The organism is Metabacillus sp. KJ11-3 (genome assembly GCF_055808295.1).
The window spans coordinates 1,852,787-1,873,400 of record NZ_CM147865.1 but is presented as its reverse complement, the minus strand read 5'-3'; the positions used below and the strand labels follow the sequence as shown (position 1 = coordinate 1,873,400).

Sequence of the window (20,614 nt, the reverse complement as noted above, 5' to 3'; positions counted from 1 at the left end):
GTGATTCACTCCTCCTTTTTCATCTATTTCTTTGATTTTTACTTGAACATGTCTTCAAGAATCCGTTTCTGTTTCAACAGCTGTTCATTTTGTTTTTTTAATAGTTGCTCTATATCCTCCGTGCTTCTACCTGATGATTTTATTCCTAATTCTGAGCTTCCTTCTGCAGCTTGTTCTTTCCACATTGCCTTTCTTTCAAATGGATAATTAGGCAAAACTATTTTTTCTTTGTTGTAATTTTCATAGAAACTATTCCAGTCCATCTTGATTCCTTTGAGATACAATCGTTTTACAGATTCTAAAAACTGCTTATAGTCGCCTACTCCTTTTCTAAGAGAAGGCACAAAAACAGCATTTTCTTTTTGCACACACTGGCCTGCCAACCCACATAAAGTTGCATTTCCGCCAATTTCAATAAAGGTTGTAACCCCTAATTTTTCTGCTTCTAGTATTGTCTTCATAAAATAAACCGTTTTTTCAAGATGCTCCATCCAGTACACTTTATTTTCAAAAGTGTCTTTTTCTTCTACCTTGCCGGTAACACTTGAAATCATTTTGATAGTCGATTTATTGCAGACAATATGGTCCAAACTGTTTCCATATATTTCTGAGTATTCTTTCATTGCAATAGAATGATAGGGATATAAAATGCCGAGATCATTGACAAATACTCTTGCCTTTCTCTGCAAAACATTGATGACAGTATCCACTTCTTCTTTTAGACCTGAAATCGTCACATTTTTGGTTGCATTCACTGCTGCTATCGAAACATTTTGACATCCACTTTCCAAAATAGCTTCCTTCATCACTGCTTCATCAATCAGAACGCCAACCATTTTCCCATTTGGTTTCACACTTGCCATCATTCTGCTTCTCAAGGCAATCATATTCGTCGCATCCTCAAAGCTCAGCATTCCGATATAGCACGCCGCAGCATATTCTCCGACACTGTGTCCGACAACATAATCAGGTTTTATTTTCAAGGAATCCCAGACTTTTGTTAAAGAATATTCTAATGAAAAGATGACCGCCTGAGAATAAAGCGCATTTGTTAACCGTTCTTCCAGTTCACCAAACAAAGTATCTTTCACAGAAATCTCCAATATTTCTTGAAATCTTTCGTTACATCGATCAAATGTTTCCCTAAACTCTTTTGATGTTTCATAAAATTCTTTTGCTGCATCTTTATAAATGGACCCCTGACCAGTAAACATAAAGACTATTTTTTTCCTTTTACTATCTGCTTTTCCCATGTAAAATTCTCGTGCCTCTTCATTTTTCAGCACATGATCGATTTCCTTTATCATTTGCTCTTTACTGTTTCCAACCACCGCGAACCTGTATTCATTCTTATTCCTTGTTATATTGGTTGAGTAGGCAATGTCACTGAGCTTTTCCTTTGATAGACTCATATAATCCTTGATTTGAGAAACCGCATTTTCTAGTACATTTTTATTCTTAGTAGATATCGTTAATAGACTTACAGGCATATCTGGTTTTTCTTCCTGAAGCTCATCTGTTTCTTCCAAGATCAAATGCACCAATGTTCCACTGATCCCGTATGAGCTGACACCGGCTCTTCTCTTTTCCCCTTGACTCTCCCAATTCGTAAGCTTGTCTACTACTTGAATTCTCTCCCAATCAATATTGGGGTTTGGATTTTCAAAATGAATGCTTGGCGGAATCTGTTTATGTTTAAGGGAAAGCAGTACTTTAATCATGCTCGCCATTCCAGATGCAGCCTCAAGATGTCCGATATTGGATTTTACTGAGCCAACCTTTATTGGCTCTTTTCTATTTTTAAATACTTCACATATCGACTGTGTTTCGATCAAGTCACCAAGAGGTGTTCCTGTTCCATGAGCTTCAATGTAATCAACATCCTCAGCACCTAGTCCAGCCCTTTTTAAAGCTTCTGCAATGACTCTTTGTTCTGCCAGTCCGTTCGGTGCAAAAAAACCGTTGGATTTTCCATCCTGACCAACATAGATACTTTTTACCAAAGCCACAACGCTGTTCTTATCTCTTTTGGCATCACTTAGCCTTTTTAATAGAATGATTCCACAGCCTTCTCCTCTTCCGAATCCATCAGCGGCGGCATCAAATGTTTTACAACGTCCGTCTGGTGATAATGAATTGTTCTGAGATAATCCCACATACGGTTCCGGATTCAGGATGAGATTGACACCTCCAACAACAGCCAGATCACACTGTCCGCTTCTGAGACTGTCTACTGCCATGTTCATCGCTGTTAATGACGATGAACATGCAGTACTTACACTTGCTGCCGGACCTTTAAAGTCATAAAAATAAGAGAGTCGGCCCGCTGCTGAATGGGAAGATACCCCTACTAGTGAGTATCCCCCAATATCCTTCACATTCCCTGAAATCATTTCCCTATTCACGTAGTCAATGGCATCGATTCCGACAAATACTCCAGTTTTACTTCCCTTCAGTTCTTCGATATCAAGACCAGCATTCTCCATTGCTTCCCAGCTTACTTCTAGTAAAAGTTTTTGCTGTGGATCTACAGATACTGCCTCTATTGGAGATATCTCAAAGTGTACGTTGTCAAATTTCTTAATATCCTGCTCTAAAAAGGAACCATAGCGTGTATTTATTTTCCCTTTATCCTGTGTATTCTCGCTGAAGAAGGAATCGACTTGAAATCTGTCAGGTCTAACTTCCGTAACAGCATCAAATCCTTGAGATAACTTATCCCAAAATAATTCGGAATTATTAGCACCGCCGGGAAACCGGCAATTATATCCGATGATGGCAATTTCCTTTTCTTCTTTTGATATTTTTAGTTCTCCATCTAGTTCTTTGATTTTGTTAGCAGCCTTTATTAAGGCCTCTTTATATACATTGATATCGTTCGTATTCATACCACGCACCTCTCCTATACTGTCGTTAATGTATCGATTTCAGATAATAAGTCTTCTATACTTTCTACTTTTTCTTTTTCTTCTATATTTTCTTCATCGAACACCAGCACTTCGTTTAACAAATATTCCGACAGTTTCACAATTGTAGGATAGTTGAAAAATACAGATACATTAACATCAGTTCCCAGCAACTTATTAATGGCTGTACGCATGGAGAATATCATTAAAGAATCTGCTCCCTGTTCCCGAAAGGCTGCATCGACCGATAATAATTGTCCATTTTCAAATCCCATAATTTTTCCGCAGATCCCCTGGAGTTTTTCAATTAGGACATCTTCTCGTTCCTCTATTGTCAAACTTTTTAGTGTTGCCAAGAATGCATAGTCCTGCTCATTCGGTTCTGTTTGCACGTTCATTTCCTGTTTCGTTACAAGAGCTGACAAAAATTCTTTCTTTCCGGCTGCATGATCCATTGAACCTGCTAACGTATTCCAGTCAACATCCGCAATCAACAGGTTTTCGTATGGCTGATCCATAAAATCTTCGATAACCTGCTGACCTTGTTCTTTTCCGAATGTTTTCATCCCCATTCTGTCCATCGTACTTGTGACAGAGTCTTTACCTGCTGCCATTCCACTCTCACTCCATGGTCCCCAACAGAATGTAAACCCGGGAAGATTGTTCATCCCCATATATGCAGCAAAGGAATTCATGAAATGATTGGCAGATGCATAATTACCTTGTCCCATATTTCCGACAATGCTCGTAATCGAGGACAGCATCATAAAGAAATCCAATTCTTCAATCTCAACTGCATTGTAAAGATTTACCGTTCCAGCTACTTTAGGATTCAAAACTTTTTCAAAATCACTCCAGTCAAGGTCAATCAGCATTTTGTCGTTTAAAACGCCTGCTGTATGAACAACACCTTTGATTGGAGGCATAGCAGCTGTGGCCGGAGATAAAACAGCCGTGAATTCATCCACTGCTATCTGCAATTCTTCATAATCACAAACATCTCCATGAGCAATCTTTACCTGTACACCTCTGTCTATAAATGACTGTAATGCTTCCTTCGCTTTTAGCCCTGGTTCACGTCTAGATAGTAAGATAAGATTCTTAGCACCTGCTTTTACAAGTTGTTCTGCATAAACAAGACCTAATGCGCCTGTACCGCCTGTAATTAAGTATGAAGCATCTTCTTTTATGACGATTTTCTTTTTCTTATCTATTTTCTTTTTCAAATAATCATGATGAGAAATTAATCTTCCTGCATACCGATCCGTTCCTCTAATACAAATTTCCTGTACACTATCTCCTAAAACTTCATGGATAAAATCGGCATTCTCATAGAACGCAGCTTCATCACCATCAATGATTCCGCCAAACATTTCAGGATATTCGATTGCTATAACCTTTGCCAATCCCCATACAAGAGAACCTGACAGATTAAGCTTCTTCAAACCTCCAAGTTTTTGAACATCTTTCGTAACAATTTTAATTTTGCTTCCCTGTGTATAGCCTTCTTCGTTCATGACCTGAACCAGATAGTGCAACCCTTTCACAGATTCATAATTCATCTGGTCTAAAGCTTCCATTTGAATACCGTCTTTTGTTGTACAATAAATCATCGTAAGATTTTTCTTTATACCGTTTCTGCATATTTCTGCAAAAAGTTTAGACCAATCATCTTTCTTTTCCTGATTGATTACGTAGGCATTCTCATTTTCTATTTGGAATTCATTTGCCGCTACTACAGATATTGGTGTCATGTTGAATTCCTTCATTTTTTCAAGCAAAGGATTTAAAGCTGCTTTCTCATCAGCGAAAAGAATGTATTTCCTATTCTCTGGTAGTTCCTGTAAATTTGTGATGGCTTTTGTTTTCATCCAGTCTGTGTGATAGTACAATTTATTCAGATTATTCATTTCTCGTAATAAACTGTCGCTTTCTGTGATTTTAGCCATGAGATTATCAATCTTCATTAAGACTTCACCTTTTTCGTTATATACAATAACGTCTGCATAAGTGATGTCATTTTCCACAGTTGATTTTGAGTAACACCACAATTGATCGGATTCTCTATAATTAAAGGTCAGCTTTTCAAGATAGTATGGAATAACCGTTTTATTTCCTTGCTCTTCATTAACATTGGTGCGTTCTTTTAATTTTTCTAATACCAGCGCAATTCCTGTTTGGAAAATGGAATCAATCGTTCCAGGGTAAAGAACATAATCTTTAAAATACGGCACAGTTTTTAACGGTTCTACCACACAGACGCAATCATTTTCTCCGTAGCTGATGCGCTTGATTCTTCGGAAACCGTCCCCCAGCTCAAAGCCGGATTTATCCATAAAATAATAGATGCTGTCTTCGATATCCTCTTTAAATGAATGACGCTTATATTCGTCGATATCTGCATGCAATTCCGTAAATTTATAATCATTCTGCATTTGTACATTTCCTTGTGCATGCATCAGCCATTTATCATGTTTGGAATGATAATCTCTGCTGACAATACTGAATTTTGATTCGTCTCCACCTTTTTCAATACAAACTTGAACCTGCCGTTGTTCATCTTCCTTTGCCGCTAATGGAACTCTGAAATCAATTTTGCTTAATACACAGCTCTTAGCATTTCCAATTTCTTTAACAGCAGAAAGCATCATGGCCATATGGGCTGCTGCTGGTGAAATGGCTGCCTTGAAAATGACATGTTCTCTCATATAATAAGGTTCTAATGCCGTAAATTTCTTTTGGAATACAACAGAGTCACTCATATATGGAAGATCAATTCTCTGTCCAAGAATAGTGTGATAATCTTCCGTATTGATATTTTCTGATTCTCTGTCATATTTCAGTTCCATCCAATATTTATTCTTTTCATATGGATAGTTTGGAAGTTTTGCCCTTTTCCAATCTATTTTTCCTGCAAAGGTGATTTTATTCCAGTCCACATTTACACCCGCTGCATAGAGAAATGCAATTTCATTAGCCAGCTGTACTTTATCCTCTTTCTTGATGTTCAAAGATGATGCAATAACTCTTTCTTCTTCAAAAATCAATTTACAGAGCGCTGCTAATACCCTGTTGCTTCCTACTTCCAGAAGCAAATAATTTTCCTTCTTATCAATACTTGTTACCGCACCATAGAAATCGACTTTTTCTCTAATATGTCTTGTCCAATATTCGCTATCAAGGACCTGACCTTCCTCTAGTTCTTTTCCATAAAGGGCAGAAACAAATCTAACTTTTCCTGGATTGTAATTCACTTCTTTTGCGATCAACTGGAAATCTTCCAATATTGGTTCCATTAGCATCGAATGGAAGGCATGAGATACTTTTAATTCTTGTTCACGTATCCCCGAACTTGCAGCCTTAGCTGCCACTTTTTCTACATCTTCAGCGATGCCTGCGATGACACAGGATTCTTTTGCATTCCGGGCTGCAATACATACCGTTTCCTCATATTCATAAAGGAGCTTCTGCACTATCTCCTCATCAGCAAAAATCGTTGCCATTTTTCCTTTTCCTGGTGCCATATCCATAAGTCTTCCTCTAATTGAAACCAGTTTTACAGCATCTTCAAGAGTCATCATTTCTGCAACAACAGCTGCTGCATATTCGCCAATGCTGTGCCCCATAACGATCTCCGGATTTACACCATATCTCTCCCACATTTTGTATAAAGCATACTCAATAGCAAAAATTAGCGGCTGTGCATAGACCGTTTTTTCGATCACATGTGAATCTGCATTTTCTCCATAAATCAAATAAGCGATTGATTTCAACAGATATGGTTTAAACAATTTGTCACAAGTGTCAAACGCCTGTTTAAATACGTCATTTGTTTCATAGAGTAATTTCCCCATATGGATATACTGTGAGCCCTGCCCGGTAAACATAAATACCACTTTTCTGTCTTTCTGCATCATTTGAGCTCTATCAATATTTGAAACGACACCTTCTGCAAAACCATCCTTTAGATAACTTTCCATTCTATCTGCAATCATAGCGCTGTTACTGCCGCAAACGGCTAATCTGTAATCCAAATCAGCTCTGCCTGTATTGGCCGTATAAATGATGTCTTCTAATTCACTTTCAGCACATTCCTTGATTAATGAATGGTATTGTCCAACAAGTGTTTTCAAGGATTTCTCGCTTTTTGCTGAAATCTTAAGGACATAATCGATTCCATCCTGTCTTTTCGCGTCGCTCGTACGAACATCCTCATGTTTGTACTCTTCAATAATGATATGTGCGTTTGAACCCCCGAATCCAAATCCATTAATGGCTGCGGCTCTAAGACCATCCTCTTTCTTCCATGCTGTATGCTTGCTAATAACTTCCAAATTAGCCTCTTCCCAGTTAATAAATGGGTTTGGTGTATGGAAATGAAGATTAGCTGGGATCATGTCATGCTGCATCGATAATAAAACTTTAATAATGGATGCAACACCTGCCGAGGCTTCCAAATGACCAATATTGGATTTTACAGAACCAATCTTTAACAGATTATCCTGACTTCTGCCCTTTCCATAAGTTGCTCCAACTGCATCTGCTTCGATTGGGTCTCCTAGCTTTGTACCTGTACCATGCATTTCAATATAATCCACATCTAAAGGATTCATATTGGCATTCATCAATGTTTTCCGAATCAGTTTTTCCTGAGCTTCCCCGTTTGGTGCTGTTAGACCATTACTCTTACCATCCTGATTTATTCCAGTGCCACTGATTACACCAAGAATTTCATTTTGATCTTTGATCGCGTCTGATAATCTTTTCAAAATAATGACGCCGCCGCCTTCTCCTCTTCCATATCCATTTGCAGCTTCATCGAAGGCTTTACTATGTCCATCTTCAGAAATGGCTTGTAATTTTGAGAATCCAATATGTGTAGTGGGAGATTCAATTAAGTTAATTCCGGCTACAACCTGCATATCTGCTTCTCCTGCCTGCATCGCAGTACATGCTAGATGTAGCGCGGTAAGCGTTGATGAGCATGCCGTATCTACCGTGATACAAGGTCCCTCAAACCCAAACGTATAAGATACTCTTCCACATGCCGTACTCATCGTGCTTCCGGTAAGGGCATAGGCTCCGATACTTGGTAATTCACCAGAATACAATTGGGCTAAATTATATTCATTATTTGACATTCCCACATATACACCGGTATTGGTTCCGTTGTATTTGGTAATATCCATATTTGCATTTTCAAAAGCCTCCCAGGTAAGTTCGAGAACCATCCTCTGCTGCGGATCAAGCGCCGCTGCTTCCTTAGGTGAAATATTGAAAAATCTTGCATCAAATTCATCTATATTTAGATTTAAAAATCCTGCCTTTTTAGAATACATTTTTCCAGGTGCAGTCTTATCTTCATCATAATATTTTTCAAGATCCCATCTATTTTCAGGAACATCGCTAACACCTTCTTCACCGTTAACAAGCAGGTTCCAGTACTCATCAATGCTGTTTGCACCGCCTGGAAAACGGCAGCTTATTCCGACAATCGCGATTTTATCTTTTGCCTGCTCCATGTTCATGTCACCTAAACTCCTATCCTTATCTGATGCATTATCAAGCGAATAGATGTATCCAGATAATTCAGCAACTGTGAAATACCTGAAAATATCCGCAATCTGAATATTCACGTTGAATTCAGTCTTTAAATGTTCAATAAATGATGGAATATTAATAGAAACAATGCCATATTCAGAAAAAGGAGTATCATAGTCTACTACTTTTACATTGAACCGTTCTTCTATGTATTTCACAATTGTCAATAGAACTGTTCGTTTTGAATAATTTGATTTTTCAGTAATTTTTGATTGCTTTTTGCTCGTATGATTCAGCCTTTTTAAGATCGCTTCATATGCTCCAGTATTATATTTGTCAGATAATCCCCGACGAAATGCCTTTCCGCTGTTTGTTTTAGGAATATCTTCAACTGGAATGACGTCACTAATCGTTAATCCCATTTTTTCGAAAATCATGGATTTGATTTGATTTTTACATTCAATAAATTCCTGAACATCATTTTCATTATGGATATCAACATCTGCTTTTATAAAAACGATTACTTTTTCATTTTCATTCCCTTGCTTCGTTCCATTACAAACTGCGCACTGCTGATAGTTTGTATGTTGCAGACTTTTATTGATGATATCTTCAATTTGTGCACATGATATTTTCTTGCCATTGGCTACAACTAGTTCCTTTTCCCTTCCAAGAATAAAAAGATTATCTTCTCTAATAAATCCGATATCACCTGTGCGTAGCCATTTATCATCCCCAAAAACATTTTTGGTCGTTTCTTCGTCTTTGTAATAACCAGATGTGATACAAGGACCGCTTGCACAAATTTGCCCAAGATGCCCGTCTGGGAGTTCCTGAAAATCATCATCTCTGATGCTAAGCTGGACCGTTTCCAATGCTGTGCCCATTTCAAGAAATACATGGTCAGCCGTTTTAGCATCCTCGACTTCTTCGCAGTTAACTTGATCGCCAATGCCAAGCTTCTCATTTGTAATTTTGAATGATCTTGCTTTTTTTCCAGTTTTATTCGCTGTCACCATAATTGTAGCTTCTGTTAATCCATACAACGGATAAACCTTGTCTATGGAAAATCCATATTTATTAACTGCATCACAAAAATCTTTATATAGTGCGTAACCTACCGATTCTCCGCCGAGAAACATGCTATCAACGCATGATAGATCCCATTGATAATTTTTCTCCGAATTCATATAAACATTATGAAAATGTTTTAAGGCAAATGGTAGTGAACCAATTCTGGTTGCACGATATTCATGAATCATTTCCGTCCAAATTAAAGGCTGATTCATGTACAATTTGGCAGGGATGATACATTGTTCAGCACCTGCCATTAATGGAACAAGATGGAAGATAACCACTCCATAACAATGTGTTAATGGCGCCCATGATAAAAATCTGTCATTTTTATTGATAGAATAATGTTTAACAAAACCATATACATTGGCTGCCACATTGGATTTCTTTATGATGACACCTTTTGGCATACCTGTTGTTCCAGAAGAATACAAAACATATAAAATATCATCTGGAGAAGTCTGACATTCAGCGTCCAGTTGATCAGGACATTTTAAAATATCATCATAGAAATTTTGCAGGTTTATTACTTGCGTATTACTAGTCTCCTGTGTATAATTGTCACTAATAATTATTGGATGATCTGCCTGCTCCAATACATGTGATAAAAGACTATCTACAATCGTATTTTTACTTGGATCTATTGGTACCGCAATGTAACCGCCTATTGCACAAGCCCAGAAGGAATATAGAAAAAGTTCAGGATTCTCACATCTAATAATCACTTCTGCTTGCCTGGCTACCCCATGATTTTCGAAAACTTTAGAAACATAGTAACTTCTATTCCATAATTCTTTGTAGGATATAAACTTTTTTTCATCTTTTGAATGTACAACCGTGATGCCTTTATCTGACTTGCCCAGCTCTCTAAGTACCGTAAGTACATCATCTGCTTTATTCATATACATTGCCACCTCCGCAATAAAGTTATCTATAAAACTGACTATTCCTTATAAAACTTTCCTGAACTCAATGATAAGAACAAGTTTCTCACATCACATGCACTCTTAATCACATACACATGGCTGTTGCCATATTATAAATCGTATTCTTTTGCATCTCGTTCGTACCTGAGTAAATACTGCTCGCAAGAGCATCTCTTAGTTCTTTCTCCATCCCGCATTCTTTTGTATAACCGTATGCTCCAAAAATCTGCATTGCATCTCTACACGTTTTAATATAATTTTCACTTACGAAAAGCTTAAATATAGAGGTTTCTAGATAGGCAGATTTTTTTTGATCTTTTAACCAAGCAATCTTATATAACATCAATCTTGCCATTTCAATGCTAACTTCCATTTCTGCAATTTTATGCGAGATTGCTCTGATTCTCTCCAATTCGTTTTCCGAATTGTTTCCGATCATTTGCCTGTTTGATGCATTCTTCCATGATTCTCTGCATAACTCCAACATGAGGTGCAAATTCAAAACATCTTTCCCATTCAAGCGCACCTGTCATACTAGAGCTTCCAAAATTTAAGTTACCAAGAATATTTTCTTTTGGTACTCTAACATTGTCTAAAATAAGTTCACTTGTTGGACATGCATTAAGCCCCATCTTTTCAATATCTTTCCCTGTACTTACTCCTTCAAAATTCCGCTCCACTACAAAAGCTGTAATCTTCTTATCCGGAGCTTCCTTTGTTACTGCGAAAACAATAAAGATATCTGCAATTGGACCATTCGAAATAAACAGCTTAGTTCCGTTCAGTATAAAATCTTCTTCATCCTCAACCGCATTCATAACCATCGAAAACGCATCTGAACCTGCTTCAGCCTCTGTAATAGCAATTGCACCTATCCTTTTCCCTTTAACCATATCAGGAAGATATTTCTCTTTAAGTTCTTTTGCGCCAAATATATTGATAAGATTTTGACATACCCATATATGATTGTTGATTGTGAAAATAAACCCATTATTTTTACAAGCGTATCCAAGGCTTTCAAAGCAAAAAGCTGCAGTTGTATAACTTTCTCCAAGACCTCCGTATTCTTTATCTATGGTTAATCCCAATAGGTTAAAATCGCTGACTTTTTCCCACATATCCATAGAAAATTCTTCAGTATATCTACTGTCATTTAGATTTTCTCGCGCGAAATCAATAATTCTTTGTCTGTATTCTTTCTGTTCCTTTGTTACAGAAAAATCCATTAATATTCCCTTCCTTCACAAACCAAATTTACGTAATCTGGTATTGTTCTTTCATACGTCATATCTGCCTCAAAAATGACTAAATCGCCGTCTTTACTGGTTTCTTTAAAACCATTGAATTTGTATGTAACATACATCATTCGGTTTCTATCTGTTGGGATAAATTGAGCTTGTAATGTTTTATTGTTTTTCTTCGCTTCATTAATCAAATAATTCATAAACACAGAGCCAACACCTTTTGACATTACCCTGCAGGACATTAGAAGTAGCTTCAAATTCCATATTTCATCCTTTTTCTCAACAAGAGCCAGCCCAATTTTTCCATATGTACCAAATTTATCATCAAGCTGTGCAACAAAAACTTCGTAATCATCTGCATCGATAAACGTTTTTAGTTCATCATAAGAATAAATGTATCCAGTAGAATTTAACTGATTTGTCCTTACCGTAAGCTCTTCTGCCCTTTGAAGGTCTTCGTCCTTTGCCTTGTCAATTTTGAAAACCATATTGAGAGTAGTTAAGAATTCTTCTTTTGTACCTGTATACTTTTGCTCATCCTGATTTCTGCTAATATCATTTTGGTACATTTTTCTTCTATTTTTTGAATCATTAGTGATGAATTTAGGCTTCATTCTCTCCATATCAGGAATTTTATCAACATCTTCTGCATCTATACATAAAACCTCTGGATGGCTAAATAAAACCTCTTCCCTTTCAAACGGCTGATCATCCACAAAGCCCAACGTATCTATGCCAATATTGATGCTTTTTGCAATCTGAGCAACTGCTTCTGATTTACTGTTCCAGCTAATTTGCGGATAAATAAAATAATCCCACAAACCAAACTCCTCCAGTTTTTCTTTCGCCAGATCATAGTCATTTTTACTACTGATTGACTGTAAGATCCCTCTTTTATCCAGTTCTTTTATGACAGCAATAACATTTTCTTTTAATTGTACATGGTCGTCTTCAATCAGCACTCCGTCCCATACGGTATTGTCTAAATCCCATACAACACACTTTATTTTTGGCCTAGTCATAACTTTTTGCTCAGTCATACTGTTACCCCTCAATTATTTCCAATGTTATTTTGTTTTCAATTAAGGCTACAATTGAATTGATATCTTTAAAATTGTCCAAATCTAATTCTGTATTATCGATAGAAATGTCGAATTCTTTTTCGATATAACTGACCAAATTCATGGCAAACAACGAATTTACTAATCCTTTTTCAAAAATATTATCTGTATCCTCGATTTCATTTACATTCACAAACTTTGATAAAAATACCTTTATTGTTTCTTTTACTCCCATATTATTCACCTCTATAATCCTCCCTTGTAGTTGTTTAGTAATGATAAAAACCTTTACCAGCTTTTCTTCCGGTAAATCCTGCAAATACCATCTGTTTCATAAGCGGACATGCTCTGAATTTCGAATCTTCATAGTGCTCATAAAGGATCTTTAAAGAATCCAACACTGTATCGACTCCAATTAAATCAGCTGTTTCAAGCGGTCCCATCTTATGCCCAAAGGCATTTTTAAAAATGTTATCAATCTGATCTGCTGTCGCAACTCCCTCATACACTAATGCAGCTGCTTCATTCATAAATAAATGGGATAAACGATTAGAGACAAATCCTGCGCTATCATTAACAATTTCAATTTCGATCCCTACGTCTTTTAGCAAACGACTACTATTCTGAACTGTCTCCTCAGACGTATTCCATCCCTTAATAACCTCTGCAAAATTTTTCATTGGTACTGGATTCATAAAATGTACACCAATTACTTTATCCGCTCTCTTGGTATAGGAACCGATAAGTGTAATAGGAATGCATGATGTATTGACCAAATAAATACATTTTTCCTGGCAAACCTTCTCTAAATTTATAAACACGCTTTCTTTCGTTTTGATATCCTCATTTACATTTTCAATAATGAAATCCATGTTTTCTAACTCATCAAAACCCGAGACAATTTTGATATTCGAAACAATTTCTTCAGCATCAATGGCTTTGTTAAACATACTAGTAATTTTTATATTTTTTTGAATATCACTTCGTGCTGTATCAAGAACCTCTGAATTATTGTCGTATAAAAAAACGTCATGGTTATACTGTGCAAACCTTTGTGCAACACCTTTCCCCATCACCCCTGCACCTATTACTCCTATTTTCATAAAAAACCCCCTACTCACAACTAAGTGCTTAGTAAAATAGTTTCTCCTATCAGACTAATGGTGTAGAATATTAGCCTTATTTTTAAAATGATTTAACTTGGTTAATTTTTACATATTTCCTTCCGTCTTTTTTTCGAAAGACAAGTAATAGAATGGGAAATAAGCCTGTGAGACAAATTGGAACCCATTTATTCACCTTTTCCACTCCTTATTTTTTCTGTTTTCCAAAAACTCTTATTTTTCTACCTGTTTCAACATTAGCACAAAGTACCTATTTCTAATATTGGGAATTATGTGATAATCTTTCCTTGATTCAGCAGTAGTTTCTGCCTAAACTTTCCCAAGTTGGAAAAAGGAGGAAAACCGAATGATTGGTAGAAAAATATCTTTTTTTAGAACTCAAAAAATATGACACAGGAGGAATTATGCAGTGGAATATGTTCAACATCCTATTTAAGTAAAATTGAAAACAATAAAACCATTCCAAGTGTAGAAGTACTTGATCTCCTTTGCAAAAGATTAGAGATTCGACTAGAGGATATAAATGAAGAAGACGAAAATGCCTTTGGAAGTAAACTAGATCAATGGCTTAAAATTTTGATTAAACAACAAATTGATGAAGCAAACAAACAGTTCAAAGATATTCAAATACAAGTAATAAATATTGAAAATCCCCAACTTCTTCTAAAATACGACATGCTGCAAAACTTTCATGTCTTTATCACGGAGGAAAATCAGACTGAGTTTTCAATTTTTATAAAAAACTTTACAAAACTTAAACAAACTTTTAATAATGAATTAAACTTTCTATTCTATTATTTAAACGGTATGAAGAATGAAGCAGATAATAAATTAGAAGAGGCTAGTAGCAGTTTGGAGAATTCTTTATATTATCTAAAATTGCTAGTGGATAAGGAGGATATCGAAGCACATCTATATTACAGACTTGCTCTTGTATACAGTAAAATGCACAAAACCTTTTTCGCTTATGAAAATGCCAATAAAAGTCTTGAAATTGTCAGCAAACAATTTGAGTATGATCTCACATTAAAAATATTAATTCTGTTAGCGATTAACAAAGCTAGAGTTTCCCAGTTTGATGAAGCCATAGACACCTACGAAAAAGCATTAGACATTGCGGAAAAATTACATAACAATAATATAATCGGCATTATTTATCATAATATGGGATACTTGGAAATGGAGTTAAACAAACCAGGTCAAGCGATAAAGTTTTTTGAAAAAAGCTTACTCTATCTGTCTGAAGATGATTATGATAAGTTGGTCAAAACCTATTTTTGTTTAGCAAAAGAATACATCAACCTGGGTAAAAAAGATGAAATTGATATTTATATAAATAAAGGATTTGAAATCTCTCAAAAATATGGATTAAAAGATTACTTCTTTCACTTTAAAATTCTTGATTTGAATCGAAAAGACAGTTTACATAAACACCTAGATTTTTTAAAAAATGAAGTTATCCCTTTCTTTACTGAATCCTCCTCTTGGAATTACGTCGCAGAATATTCAGAGTTAATGTCTAAGCAATTATTTCAACAATTAAAATATAAAGATGGAAGTAAATTTTTAGGTATTGCAAATGAAGCTCGTAAAAAAATGACCTAATATATTAATGGAGGGAAATTAAATGAAGTATTCAGTACAGACATTCATCATTTTACCAAGGGATCTTTCCTTACCTAACGCTGTCACACCAATAGTAAAATCACATGAAATTTATCCTGATTCCCCTTTTCATAATTATTTCCAACATAGTGAATAATTTAGTATCACATTGTATTTACCCGCTTAATTTTTTATCAAACTTTAAAGGCCTGATTAATTGAAATAGAGTATTAATTAATTATCAACAAATGAAATATCTTGTATAATGCCAGCCATATACGTTTTCCCTTTTCAGGGTTATTTTAACAATTATTTATTTTCCTTTCTATACATCCAGAGTCTAAATTATTTATCAGTCTTAAGCCTTAGCGAATAATAAAAATATAAAATTATTCCCTATGTTTTATATCTCATGGAGATGAACTTGGTAGAAAATACTGGTGATTGAACCCTACACCTAACTTTAGAATTCAGTATCATAGTTTGTGATTTCACAAGAATGAACAGCTGTAAAAAAGCTATCCCATGTTAATTACAAGTGTTTGTTCCCAGATATCTTTATTAAACCGAAATCATTCTTAATTGAATAATCATAGAAAATAATAGTACTCTCGGACTTATTATTTCTTATAAGAATTCCTGAAAAATAGCTTTATAATTCTTTAAAATTTATTATGTTACAACATGTAGGAAAGCGATTCAGCAAAAAAAAGTGTTGCCATCTCAGGGTAGAAAGGTCGCCAATTGGCGACCTAGCCCCCACAGAACCTGGCGTGCAGATTTCCCACACCTGACTCTTTTAGAAATTGTTCACATTCCTGCGTACACCTTTTTTGCTTCGTAATTGCTAATGATGAATTCATCCTCTTTATAATAGATTACAAAAAACAGGATTGTACAAGATATAGAGTATATAATTTAGCTTACTCTTAACAAAGAATTAGCCTACAATCAACCTATTCTCTCATTAATCTTCTTCCTCTAAAATTAGCTTTGCTTCATTTTCAGAAGTCTTGAACCGTCCCATGCTTCACAGCCCATACTTCTTGATTTTAAGATATAGCGTATTTCGACTAATCTTCAACATCCTCGCAGCTTTGCTTATATTCCATCCAGCAGATGTTAGTGCTTGGATGATGGCCTCTTTTTCTGTCTGTACGAGTGAAGACGCTCTTTTTTCTTCAATTGTTAATTGCTGAGTTCGCTGTTCATAAACATCTTCAAAGTGTAAATCATCCGCCTTAATCTCGTTTCCTACGGCCAAAAAGGAGGCTTGGATGAGGACACTTTTAAGTTCTCTGATATTTCCTGGCCAATGGTAGTCGAGGATCTTTTGTTTTGCTTCATCCGATAACGTGACTGATGAAAAGTCTAATGTATGAATGACATGTTCGGCTAATTCAAGGATGTCGGTTCTGTCTTTCAGTGGCGGGAGGGTAATAAAAATTCCCTTTAGCCGGTAGTACAAGTCCTCTCGAAAACGCCCTGCTTTCATTTCTTCACGTAGGTTTTTGTTTGTAGCCGCGATAACCCTTGTGTTAACCTGGATGACTTTGACACCGCCGACTCGTGTAACAATATTTTCTTGTAAGACACGGAGTAAAGCCGCTTGGGCCTTTAAGGACATATCGCCAATTTCGTCAAGAAAGATAGTTCCGCCGTTTGCTGCTTCAAATTTGCCTGGAGATCCTTTGTGATTCGCTCCAGTAAATGCCCCCCTTTCGTAGCCAAATAATTCACTTTCGATTAGATTTTCCGGGATCGCGCTACAATTCACAGCGACAAATGGTTTCCCGAATCGTGAGCCATTGCTATGTAATGATTGTGCAATAAGTTCCTTTCCTGTACCACTTTTCCCGTAAATAATGACAGGGTAATCAAAAACAGCCGCTTTTGTTATCATATTTCGAACCTTTTCTATTTTGGGACACGAGCCAATGATATCTGAGGTGCTGTATAGTTTTTTTGCCGTCTCGTCCTTCTTGTTGGCTTTGTTTAACGAAACAACGGAGCTGTAAACTTTTTGAAATTGATCAGAGATGACCTCAACCGAGTACCCTTGTGCAACATGAAACTCATCCCCGATGCAATTCTCTCCTAAGATAAAACGGGCTTTTTGATTGGCGCGAATAATCGTATTTTCACTGTCAACGGTAAGAAGCGGAACGGTTGATAATTTTGATGTTACCTCAAGTTCTTTTAGAGCTAACACATGTTCTTGCTTCGTCTGGTCAAGAAGCAGCCGGGTCTGTATAGTTTCAGCAATCATTGATGTTAAGGAAATTGTAAAAGGGTGATACCTCTCTTTTTTTGCACTAATATTAACCGCACCAATTAACTCGCCATTTGGAGAATAAATGGGACTTGCTGCACAGGTAAGAAAGTGATTTTTCACGTAGAAATGGTGCTCAGCGTGCGTAATGATTGATTTTTTTTCGTAGATCGCGAGTCCCATCGCATTGGTTCCTTTTCTTTTTTCAGACCAATTGGAACCAACCGGCAAATAATCTATCGTCTCATTTCGATCCAGATGGCCTACTTTGTGAATAATGGTTCCATTTCGATCAACAATCACCGTGACGAGTCCTTGTGAGTGAATAGCAGGATAAAGGTTTTCAAAAATAAATGTTGCGTGTCGAATCATCGACTGATTTTCAGTTAGTACCTCCTCTAATGCACTACCAGTTAAAATTGAGTCATCCATAGAGTCGGAGGGTGAAAGTCCAAAGTTTTGACAACGCTTCCAAGAACGGTCAATTATATCAACCCGCTCAACAAGGTTCCCTTGTAGCATTTGCTTGTCCCCCTTTAAATAGTAACGGTTTCTCTAAGTCTATTATACTACTGGGGTAAATATTTCCAAGTTTAAATGAACAACCGTCCTAAAATAGGACAGTTGTTGTTCAGAAATTAAACAGATTTAATACCTGTACATTATAAAAAGTGGCTCTAAATAAAAAGTTTGGAGCTTGGCACGCTTCTTGCACTATATAAAGTGAACCACCTAACATTTATCTCAAGGGGGAATTGCAAAATGAGTGGAAACAGAGCAGTCGCGTATATAAAACCAGGTAAGGTGGAAATACAGGACATAGGCTATCCCGATTTGGTGTTAAGAGATGGCCCTGGTGTTAATCCACTGAATGTTGGTCGTAAATGTAACCATGGTGTCATTTTAAAAGTGGTCACAACGAATATTTGTGGAAGCGATCAACATATGGTGCGCGGAAGAACGACCGCTCCAACTGGACTTATACTTGGACATGAAATTACAGGTGAAGTCATTGAAGTTGGAAGTGATGTTGAGTTCATTAAAAAAGGCGATCTCGTATCTGTGCCATTTAATATTGCTTGTGGACGCTGTCGTAGTTGTAAAGAGCGTGACACTCATATTTGTGAAAATGTAAATCCTGATCGTCCGGGTTCAGCGTATGGCTATGTTGATATGGGCGGATGGGTCGGAGGTCAGTCCGAATATGTGATGGTTCCGTATGCTGATTTCCAGTTATTAAAATTCCCTGATAAAGATCAGGCAATGGAAAAAATAAAAGATTTAACTATGCTCTCAGATATTTTCCCAACAGGTTATCATGGTGCAGTCAGTGCCGGAGTCAAACCAGGTTCGACGGTTTATATTGCGGGAGCAGGTCCGGTTGGGTTAGCAGCAGCACACTCAGCTCAATTACTCGGTGCCGCTGTCGTCATTGTCGGTGATCTGAACGCGGAGCGTCTTCAACAAGCAAAAAGTTTTGGATGTGAAAATGTAAACCTTCGTGAACATCCGGATCTTGGAGAGCAAATCGAACAAATTTTAGGGGTTCCTGAGGTCGACTGTGCCGTTGACTGCGTGGGATTTGAAGCATCAGGACATGGAGCAAATGCAGGCGAATCGCCCGCAACCGTACTTAATTCAATTATGACCGTAACACGTGCCGGCGGGAGACTTGGTATTCCAGGGCTTTATGTAACTGGGGATCCTGGTGGAATTGATGAAGATGCACGAATCGGGACATTAAAGGTGCGTCTTGGTCTTGGTTGGGCAAAAGCACATACCTTTGTAACCGGACAAACACCTGTGATGAAATACCACCGTGACTTAATGCAAGCGATTTTAAGTGGTAGAGCACAAATTGCAAAAGCCGTAAATGCAACGGTTATTTCTTTAGAAGAAGCGCCAAGAGGATACCAAGAGTTTGATCAAGGTGCAGCGAGAAAGTATGTCATTGACCCTCATGGACTTGTAAAATAAGAGGAGGTCTGTCACATGGAACCCCCAGTTCTGTTCAAACGATGTGTAGCTGAAGGTATTGGTACTGCTTTACTCGTACTCATTGGTGCTGGAACAGCGGCGTTTAATGGGGTCATCACAGCAAGTAATAATGCGGCGACAACGCTTGCGGATATCGGCGTGATAAGTGTTGCCTTTGCGATTGTCGTCATGGCGATGATTTTTACAATTGGAAGAATCTCTGGTTGTCATATTAATCCTGCCGTTACAATTGGTTTAGCAGTCACCGGTCACTTTGCTTGGAAAGAGGTTCCCGCCTACCTCCTCGCTCAGTGTGTTGGCGGTATCATCGGTGCTATGGCGATTGCTGCTGTTCTTGGAATGGATGGTATCCACCTTGGTGGGTTAGGTGCAACAACACTTGGTTCGAGTACAGGCTATATACAGGGGATGGTTGTGGAAGCGATCGCAGCATTTGTTCTTATGTTTGTGATTATGGGGATTGCTGTTGATTCGAACGCCCCTGGAAACTGGGCAGGTCTTGTGATTGGATTGACTGTTGGAGGACTGATCATGTTAACAGCTGGGGCAACTGGTGCTTCTTTTAACCCAGCTAGGACATTTGGTCCCTATGTGATGAGTAGTTTAGCAGGTGGTACGATCAGTTGGGCACAGTTCCCGATTTATGTGATTGGACCGATTATCGGTGCGATAGGTGGAGCTGTTGCTTATAAAGGTTTAACGACAACAAAGCAGCAGATGGTGGGAACTGACCAGCACTCTGTTAAAGGATGAATCGTTAAAGTGTTTGAGGACTGTTGGACGCTTCGAGCCTGGTGATAAAATACCGTTTAAAATTAGCCAGTTTTAGTAAAAGCAAAATTTCAAGTTAATACTTAAAGCTA

The 20,614-nt window shown here is 37.2% G+C and carries 12 protein-coding genes; 4 read left to right on the top strand and 8 right to left on the bottom strand.

Features of this window, described 5'->3' with window-relative positions; translation table 11 throughout:
• Positions 1-38: 38 nt before the first annotated feature.
• From AC0L8O_RS09700 to AC0L8O_RS09670, 7 genes are all read right to left on the bottom strand, one after another.
• Positions 39-2,888, bottom strand: a complete 2,850-nt coding sequence (locus AC0L8O_RS09700; protein ID WP_473447679.1) for a type I polyketide synthase — start codon at positions 2,886-2,888, stop codon at positions 39-41.
• 14 nt (positions 2,889-2,902) lie between these two features.
• Positions 2,903-10,423 (bottom strand): SDR family NAD(P)-dependent oxidoreductase, encoded by a 7,521-nt coding sequence (locus tag AC0L8O_RS09695; protein WP_473447677.1) that lies wholly within the window; start codon positions 10,421-10,423, stop codon positions 2,903-2,905.
• A 109-nt stretch (positions 10,424-10,532) separates the two neighbouring features.
• Positions 10,533-10,820: an acyl-CoA dehydrogenase family protein gene (locus AC0L8O_RS09690; protein ID WP_473448802.1), complete on the bottom strand. Its 288-nt coding sequence runs from the start codon at positions 10,818-10,820 to the stop codon at positions 10,533-10,535.
• Between the two features lie 10 nt (positions 10,821-10,830).
• A complete protein-coding gene (locus AC0L8O_RS09685) occupies positions 10,831-11,673 on the bottom strand; it encodes an acyl-CoA dehydrogenase family protein (RefSeq protein ID WP_473447675.1) in 843 nt (280 codons plus the stop codon).
• Positions 11,673-12,731 carry an HAD-IIIC family phosphatase gene (locus AC0L8O_RS09680; protein ID WP_473447674.1) on the bottom strand — a complete coding sequence of 353 codons (1,059 nt, stop codon included), beginning with the start codon at positions 12,729-12,731 and terminating at the stop codon, positions 11,673-11,675. The genes AC0L8O_RS09685 and AC0L8O_RS09680 overlap by 1 nt, the downstream gene beginning before the upstream one ends.
• A 4-nt stretch (positions 12,732-12,735) precedes the next feature.
• A complete protein-coding gene (locus AC0L8O_RS09675) occupies positions 12,736-12,987 on the bottom strand; it encodes an acyl carrier protein (protein ID WP_473448800.1) in 252 nt (83 codons plus the stop codon).
• A gap of 34 nt (positions 12,988-13,021) precedes the next feature.
• Positions 13,022-13,855, bottom strand: a complete 834-nt coding sequence (locus tag AC0L8O_RS09670; RefSeq protein ID WP_473447672.1) for a 3-hydroxyacyl-CoA dehydrogenase family protein — start codon at positions 13,853-13,855, stop codon at positions 13,022-13,024.
• A 408-nt stretch (positions 13,856-14,263) separates the two neighbouring features.
• On the opposite strand from AC0L8O_RS09670, the gene AC0L8O_RS09665 reads away from it, so the two are divergent.
• Both AC0L8O_RS09665 and AC0L8O_RS09660 read left to right on the top strand, forming a co-directional pair.
• On the top strand, positions 14,264-15,481 hold the full coding sequence (locus AC0L8O_RS09665; protein ID WP_473447670.1) for a tetratricopeptide repeat protein: 1,218 nt from the start codon (positions 14,264-14,266) through the stop codon (positions 15,479-15,481).
• 22 nt (positions 15,482-15,503) lie between these two features.
• On the top strand, positions 15,504-15,638 hold the full coding sequence (locus tag AC0L8O_RS09660) for a hypothetical protein (RefSeq protein WP_473447669.1): 135 nt from the start codon (positions 15,504-15,506) through the stop codon (positions 15,636-15,638).
• Between the two features lie 873 nt (positions 15,639-16,511).
• Here the strand turns inward: AC0L8O_RS09660 and AC0L8O_RS09655 are convergent.
• Positions 16,512-18,275 (bottom strand): sigma-54-dependent Fis family transcriptional regulator, encoded by a 1,764-nt coding sequence (locus tag AC0L8O_RS09655; protein ID WP_473447667.1) that lies wholly within the window; start codon positions 18,273-18,275, stop codon positions 16,512-16,514.
• Between the two features lie 240 nt (positions 18,276-18,515).
• Between AC0L8O_RS09655 and fdhA the strand changes: the two genes are divergently transcribed.
• A complete protein-coding gene (gene fdhA, locus AC0L8O_RS09650; RefSeq protein WP_473447665.1) occupies positions 18,516-19,730 on the top strand; it encodes a formaldehyde dehydrogenase, glutathione-independent in 1,215 nt (404 codons plus the stop codon).
• 15 nt (positions 19,731-19,745) lie between these two features.
• Positions 19,746-20,504 carry an MIP/aquaporin family protein gene (locus AC0L8O_RS09645; protein ID WP_473447663.1) on the top strand — a complete coding sequence of 253 codons (759 nt, stop codon included), beginning with the start codon at positions 19,746-19,748 and terminating at the stop codon, positions 20,502-20,504.
• Positions 20,505-20,614 lie beyond the last annotated feature (110 nt).

Excerpts from the sequence above, each read along its gene's own strand:
- AC0L8O_RS09655 (WP_473447667.1), bottom strand. The coding sequence starts at position 18,275 with ATGCTACAAGGGAACCTTGTTGAGCGGGTTGATATAATTGACCGTTCT.
- AC0L8O_RS09690 (WP_473448802.1), bottom strand. The coding sequence starts at position 10,820 with ATGGAAGTTAGCATTGAAATGGCAAGATTGATGTTATATAAGATTGCT.
- AC0L8O_RS09700 (WP_473447679.1), bottom strand. The coding sequence starts at position 2,888 with ATGAATACGAACGATATCAATGTATATAAAGAGGCCTTAATAAAGGCT.
- AC0L8O_RS09695 (WP_473447677.1), bottom strand. The coding sequence starts at position 10,423 with ATGAATAAAGCAGATGATGTACTTACGGTACTTAGAGAGCTGGGCAAG.
- AC0L8O_RS09645 (WP_473447663.1), top strand. The coding sequence starts at position 19,746 with ATGGAACCCCCAGTTCTGTTCAAACGATGTGTAGCTGAAGGTATTGGT.
- AC0L8O_RS09665 (WP_473447670.1), top strand. The coding sequence starts at position 14,264 with ATGACACAGGAGGAATTATGCAGTGGAATATGTTCAACATCCTATTTA.
- AC0L8O_RS09660 (WP_473447669.1), top strand. The coding sequence starts at position 15,504 with ATGAAGTATTCAGTACAGACATTCATCATTTTACCAAGGGATCTTTCC.
- AC0L8O_RS09685 (WP_473447675.1), bottom strand. The coding sequence starts at position 11,673 with ATGGATTTTTCTGTAACAAAGGAACAGAAAGAATACAGACAAAGAATT.
- fdhA (WP_473447665.1), top strand. The coding sequence starts at position 18,516 with ATGAGTGGAAACAGAGCAGTCGCGTATATAAAACCAGGTAAGGTGGAA.
- AC0L8O_RS09675 (WP_473448800.1), bottom strand. The coding sequence starts at position 12,987 with ATGGGAGTAAAAGAAACAATAAAGGTATTTTTATCAAAGTTTGTGAAT.
- AC0L8O_RS09670 (WP_473447672.1), bottom strand. The coding sequence starts at position 13,855 with ATGAAAATAGGAGTAATAGGTGCAGGGGTGATGGGGAAAGGTGTTGCA.
- AC0L8O_RS09680 (WP_473447674.1), bottom strand. The coding sequence starts at position 12,731 with ATGACTGAGCAAAAAGTTATGACTAGGCCAAAAATAAAGTGTGTTGTA.